This is a genomic window from Neobacillus drentensis (assembly GCF_036965245.1).
GTDB lineage: Bacteria > Bacillota > Bacilli > Bacillales > Cytobacillaceae > Neobacillus > Neobacillus drentensis_G.
The window spans coordinates 5,478-11,341 of the sequence record NZ_JBALPG010000209.1 but is presented as its reverse complement, the minus strand read 5'-3'; the positions used below and the strand labels follow the sequence as shown (position 1 = coordinate 11,341).

4 protein-coding genes and 1 pseudogene are annotated in these 5,864 nt (G+C 31.2%); all 5 read right to left on the bottom strand.

Features of this window, described 5'->3' with window-relative positions; genetic code table 11:
* Positions 1–487 precede the first annotated feature (487 nt).
* A complete protein-coding gene (locus V7150_RS25490) occupies positions 488–1,657 on the bottom strand; it encodes a helix-turn-helix domain-containing protein (protein WP_335523866.1) in 1,170 nt (389 codons plus the stop codon).
* 25 nt (positions 1,658–1,682) lie between these two features.
* On the bottom strand, positions 1,683–2,474 hold the full coding sequence (locus tag V7150_RS25485) for a DUF5986 family protein (protein ID WP_335523864.1): 792 nt from the start codon (positions 2,472–2,474) through the stop codon (positions 1,683–1,685).
* A gap of 225 nt (positions 2,475–2,699) precedes the next feature.
* A complete protein-coding gene (locus V7150_RS25480; protein ID WP_335523861.1) occupies positions 2,700–2,948 on the bottom strand; it encodes a hypothetical protein in 249 nt (82 codons plus the stop codon).
* A 290-nt stretch (positions 2,949–3,238) separates the two neighbouring features.
* On the bottom strand, positions 3,239–3,412 hold the full coding sequence (locus tag V7150_RS25475) for a hypothetical protein (protein ID WP_335523860.1): 174 nt from the start codon (positions 3,410–3,412) through the stop codon (positions 3,239–3,241).
* 761 nt (positions 3,413–4,173) lie between these two features.
* Positions 4,174–5,781 (bottom strand): annotated as a pseudogene (locus V7150_RS25470) (DUF927 domain-containing protein); the annotation flags it as partial.
* Positions 5,782–5,864: the final 83 nt, after the last annotated feature.

Sequence of the window (5,864 nt, the reverse complement as noted above, 5' to 3'; positions counted from 1 at the left end):
ATGATAACTTAAAGTAACGGGTGCGTTAGTTCAATAACAATTTAGTGATTTTATGAATGTGGCCATTCCTTAGTTATTCCATTAAAGGGCGCGATTGTTGAACATCAAAAGCCTAATTTCTCACTAAAGGTAACGGAGGAATTAGGCTTTTTTATCTTTCAAAATCCATAAACTTGTAAATCCGCGCTTCCTTGATGTTATCTCATTGGTAAAAGGAGCGACAGCATGAGGTAAATCTTATGGCAATCGCTGGTAAAAAGCATGACAGAGGTGGTACATTCTTATGACTGTAATCAAATAATTAATAACATTAATTATTCAAAATAGTATCACAATTGAACTTAGTACCAATTTATGGACTAACAATTGCCAATGTATATAAGTTTTTGACTTAACCAAAAGGATGTTCTGTAAAAGAATAACCTTCGTGGAAAACAAAAAAGCAGGAAAATAAATCCCTGCTCTTAAGTAAATACCCATATTTATTTTAATTAATTTTTTTGGATGGAGGCTTTGATAACTTAATTAGAGGTGCTGGCTCTTGTAGTTTATCTATCATAGCATCTGATTCTAAATTTAGTAGAACCTCAATCTTTTCCTTAGGCACTTCTACTGCATTAATGATTTCCTTAGCAGTAAGAATATTGTTGGTTATTAATAATTTAATGGCTTTGTTTAATACAGTTGGTCGAGGTACCATCAATAAGTCATCGTAAGGCTCGTTTTTACGATATCCCTTAAAACTCATCTGTCTCATTAAGTATTGATACGTGTTATAACTTATTGCCTCTAAATGATATGCCCTAATAATCATGGCACCTATCGAAACCTTCCAAGTCTTTTTTAACAAAACATAAAAGTCCAAATTATTCGGCTTTAATAGTGATTTTAGAAATGCATCTCTAGGTAGGAGGAAGCAAGCTGCAAAATAATCAGCCTGCCTTTCCATCTCTCTATATTGTTCCTTAGTTAGTTCTTCAATATCATTTATCCATTGATGCATTAATAAATGTCCCAATTCATGCGCAGCTGTAAACTGCCTACGAACTGCTGATTTATTATTACTACCTAGGACTATAAAGTACCTTTCTTGTCCAGAAACCAATTGTTTTTGACTAAAAGCATCAATTTTTTCTTCATCAGAAGCTAATGATGTTAGTATTAGTCCATTCTTCTCAAGTGTGTTAACAATATTTTGAATTGGTTTATCATCTAATCCCCAATATGATCTTGTATAGTTAGCTAATTCTTCAATTTCTTTATCTGAATAACTATCCTTTTCTTGGTCAATCATAGGTAAATTCACTTTTGGAAAATCTATATATTCCTCAAGAAAGGAATATACTCTTGAAGTGAGTAGCATCTTTTGTATATGAGAGTTATAAATTTTTTTATTTGTTGTTGCTGCAGACCTAAAAAAAGTATTACCTATCTTGATTTCATTATTATCTTCCCCGTAGAAAAAATCTCTAGGAAATTTTAAGACATTTATTAATTGCAATAAGGTCTCAAGACTAGGTTGATTTTTTCCGTGTTCAAACTGTGAGATAGCTTGTTTAGAGATATTAATTGCATTTGCCAACTCGGTGATAGTATACCCTTCATACAGTCTAGCTGCTTTTAATCTATTTGGGTTAAAACTCTTTAAACTAGTCATTATTTAACACTCCTCCTAAGAGAAGTTATTCAATAGAACCAACAATTTTCGCTTTTCTCTTAATTGATGGATTCACTGAACCTTCTTCCAAGTACTTCTTTTTAATTCCCATTTGTATACCGTCGTCAGTATCTTCATCATCAGACGGAGTCTCAGCTGTGTTAAATGAAACAGGAATGTGATTACTCCAGCTCTCATTATATAAGAAGGACTTTAAAAAGTCTTCACTCGGAACATGCGCCTTCACATCTATAAGTTCATCTTTTTTTATAGTAATCGAAATAAACACTACCATTTCAACTTCTAAACTACCGATCATACTAAATAAACTATTTCTTTTCTTATGATAGAATTCTCCCATAAATTCTGGTTCAGCAACTGAATCAGGAAATAGATTTGCACTCAACTGTTCATCATCAAAAAATAATTTATTAGATGGACTAAGCTTCTTATTAATTACGCTATAGGCCTCCAAATAATGCGGAGATCTATCAGTTCCAGACAACATTTTCACACCATGAATTCTATCATCTTTTACTACAAGGTATAGAATTTTTGATTCCTTGTGATAAATTTGAAGATGTTTTTGCCATGTTCTAGGAGAGGTAACCGCTTTTAGTAAACAAGAGTCATCTCCTTTAAAATTGTTAATAAGTCCTTCGTATATATAATCCATTCTGTTAAAAGGAGTTCCATTATTTATTGTGGTTTTTTTCTTGCCCTTAAAATCTTGATAATCATAGGTATTGCCATTATATATTCCTTGCACAATCTTGTCCTTTAAGTCCTTAGTAGCTGGGATTAAGGATTGGATCAAGTTCTTCAACTCACTTTCCGAAATATGTATTATGTAATTAATTTTACATTATTATATAAATTCGTCAAGTGTATTTTAGTTATATGTTAATTTTGTTAATCCCATTGCAGAATTATACCTAATTTTTTATAGTTATTTAGTTTTTGTCCAAGTAATTCTTTTAAAAGCCTATACACCTGTCAATAGTTCCCTGATAACTATGTTATTGAACTTGAATAGTATAATTTATTTATTAATCAAAGAATAAATAAAACGTTGTCTCCTTTCTCTACGTTCAGGGGTGGTAATCCACGGATTTTTTTTCTCAAATTCTTCAATATCGCTTTTTAAAAATAATGCAGTTCTTCCGTTTGATACATACTGAATTGGATCAGGAAATTCTCTATAATTTATCCTATCGTGTATGCTTTGTCTTGGCATTTCCCACCTTGTTGTTAAATCTGCAATTGTTAATAATATTGGTATATCACTCATTTCTTCTCTCTCCTATTTTCCCGAAGGTTATTCAGCATGGCTGAACGTATTTTTTCGGCTACGAAAAACCCATTGCACTGACTGACAAGTGTCAGTGCGTAAATGGGCACTTCGCCCTTTTTGGTCTCGTGGTTAATCCGATTCCTGAATTTTATATAGTTCTTTTATTAATTTATTTAATGATGGTTCTTCCTTGAATTGTGTTACCTGATATTTGCCTTAAGGCTAAAAAGGTTGCCTTCAAGGCAACCAAATCTTATTTTAAAATTAGGTTAAAAATGATTAATCAATTATAGGTCATTATATGCTTTGTCGTTTTCGAACCAATCCTTATCAAATTTTTTATGTGGGTCCAATAATATTTTTCCATTCTCTGTATGTTCAAATTTACATGGTAAAATAACTAGCATTTCATTTCCTTTTTCAGCTATTTTAAGTAGTTCTTCAATCTTATTCTTATTCATTTTTCACGCCCTATAATTATTTGTTATCTCCATAAAGGTCAACCAATTCCTCCTCTAAAACCGATGGTTACACTCGCCTGTTTTTTCGTTCACGAATAGTTATTGTTAGTGTCGTAATACTAATTATTAAAGCAACAATAGAAATTCCAAATGCAATCCATAGCATATTTATCACTCCCTTGTAATTATTTGATATTTTATGCATTAATTAGTTAATGGCAGTAGTAAATACGATCTCCTTTAGCATATCTTTTTCTCTTTACTCTTTTGTTAGGGTTAATTGTTTCATTATTTCCTCCCATCGATATTGTTTTAAGAGCGCTTTAATATCAAAAAAGCACCGAAACAATATCCATTTAAAAAATATTCTTTTGAATCTTTACGAGCGGATTCATAGCTGATATCTCTTACTTTTTCATGAGTTACAAAGGGTTACGTGTTATTATTACTACTTGTAACCTAATGAATTCTTTATCTCTCAATGGTTTAAGCCTTTAAGGTTACAAAGTAACAAGTTTCTTTGAAGAACTTACTATAAATAGCTTTTTAGATTAATTAATCTTGTACTTATTAATCTTGTTGTATTAATTATTCATATAAATATTATGTAACTTCCGTAACCAATGTCCTTCTATTACACATGGATCATGGGTTTAGTACGGTTACATGATGTCTTTTCTATTTGTAACTCTTTGTAACTAATTACTTTTAAACGTTAATTTACCAATGTTAATTAGGGTTACAAATTACTTTTTAATTACTTATAATTTTTCTTCAAAATCAAACCCTAATTCTTTCACTAATCTCATATTTATCGGTATTGCCCGATAAGTTTTTCCTTTGTGTTTAATAGCTTTATAATCCACGAATGAGCCTTTTTTTTCTTCGCCTATACTTATCCCTCGTTTTAGCCATTCTCTTCGTATCGCCTTTTCTTCAAGGTCTAAATACCTTTTTATAAAGGAAGGCATAAAATATATTGAACCGTTTTTATAAATAGCTTTATTTACTTGAGGCTCATAGGTATAAAATATATCCTGTCTGCTACTATCTAGATCTGTTAGAATTTCTTCAAAATATTGCATCGGCTTATCAGTTGCTTTATTTTCTTTAGCAATATCATCAAATAACCCTGAAACTACTTGTAAATCTATGTCCAACCCTAATTTAGTATTTAGAATACTTCCAGTAAAATGGACAGATGCATAATATCCAGCTAACCTAATTAAAACTTCATTATCTCCTGCCTTTTCTATATAATGCTTTCTATAATTGTGGTATTTAGGAATTAAATCACTTTTATTTTCCAACCATATTTTTAAAAACTTTATCCCTATTGCTCCGTAATTATTTTCCATTGCTTCATGCAACTGAGTAATATTACCGTGGTCTTTTTTTAATGGTTCATCAATTAATGGAATAACCCTTGCTGCTGCGCCACCTTGATGTTTTGCGTAATCATTTAAGGAAACCTCACCCGTACTTAATAATATATTGTTCCATGTGTATTCTCTTTGACTCCCCATTAAACTACCTCTTCCCTTTGACCTGCCACCTGAGAATTGATAAATAATAGAGTTTAATATTTTTTCATCTGCTTTCCTTGTATCATCTAATAACAATGGAAAACTATTTAAATAAGCTGCTTTACGCTCAATTGATACTTTGGTCGCATTCCATTCATTTATTAGCATTTCATTACCCCAAACACTAGCAGCAGCCTTTAATGTAGTTGTCTTTCCTTGGGAAGTAGATCCACTCAAATCTACAATAAACGGTTGCACTCTTAAGTCTTTTATGATGACACTTGTAAAACTAGCGAGTACTAAAAATAGTGCTTTTGGGTATTTTTTAATACGTTCGAATACTTCCTTTGTCCAAGTATTATGAGTTCCTTTTATTTTGAACCCTTGTAATAACTGCTGTTCCCCCTGGTCTATTGCCATGATTTCAATTTTTTCATTTAACAATGGGTGGACAAAGATTTTCTTTATACTTCCTAATCGTTCAACTGCATAATGTTGTTTTATGTCATTATGTGCCAAATACAGATCTAAATATTCAATAAGCGTTTTTGCATTGTTTTCGTTAACTGAGAATCCTTTCTCACTTAATTCTAATAACTCTTTTTTTACAGCAAGTGTTGAAGCTGGTACAACTTCTTTAACTATTCTATTTCGTTCTATCCATTCAATTTCATACAATACTTGTGGCTTTTCTATATTATGAAATTCTTTAGTAATTACTGGTGTTTTACGTGAAACCATTCTCTTAATTTCTACATCTTTTTTGATTTCTTTCTTATATAAGAAACCATTTATAATAACAAATGGTTCTGGTATGATTTCTTTATTTTCTGAATCAGCATCTTCTTGTCCAGTAGATTGCACTATCACACCCCCTATCCTTAGACTTAATCTGATTTTCGTTTTTCTTATCATCTGCTATAATT

What these genes read in the sequence shown, in the direction of transcription:
- V7150_RS25490 (WP_335523866.1), bottom strand. Translation starts at nt 1,657, where the DNA reads ATGACTAGTTTAAAGAGTTTTAACCCAAATAGATTAAAAGCAGCTAGA.
- V7150_RS25480 (WP_335523861.1), bottom strand. Translation starts at nt 2,948, where the DNA reads ATGAGTGATATACCAATATTATTAACAATTGCAGATTTAACAACAAGG.
- V7150_RS25475 (WP_335523860.1), bottom strand. Translation starts at nt 3,412, where the DNA reads ATGAATAAGAATAAGATTGAAGAACTACTTAAAATAGCTGAAAAAGGA.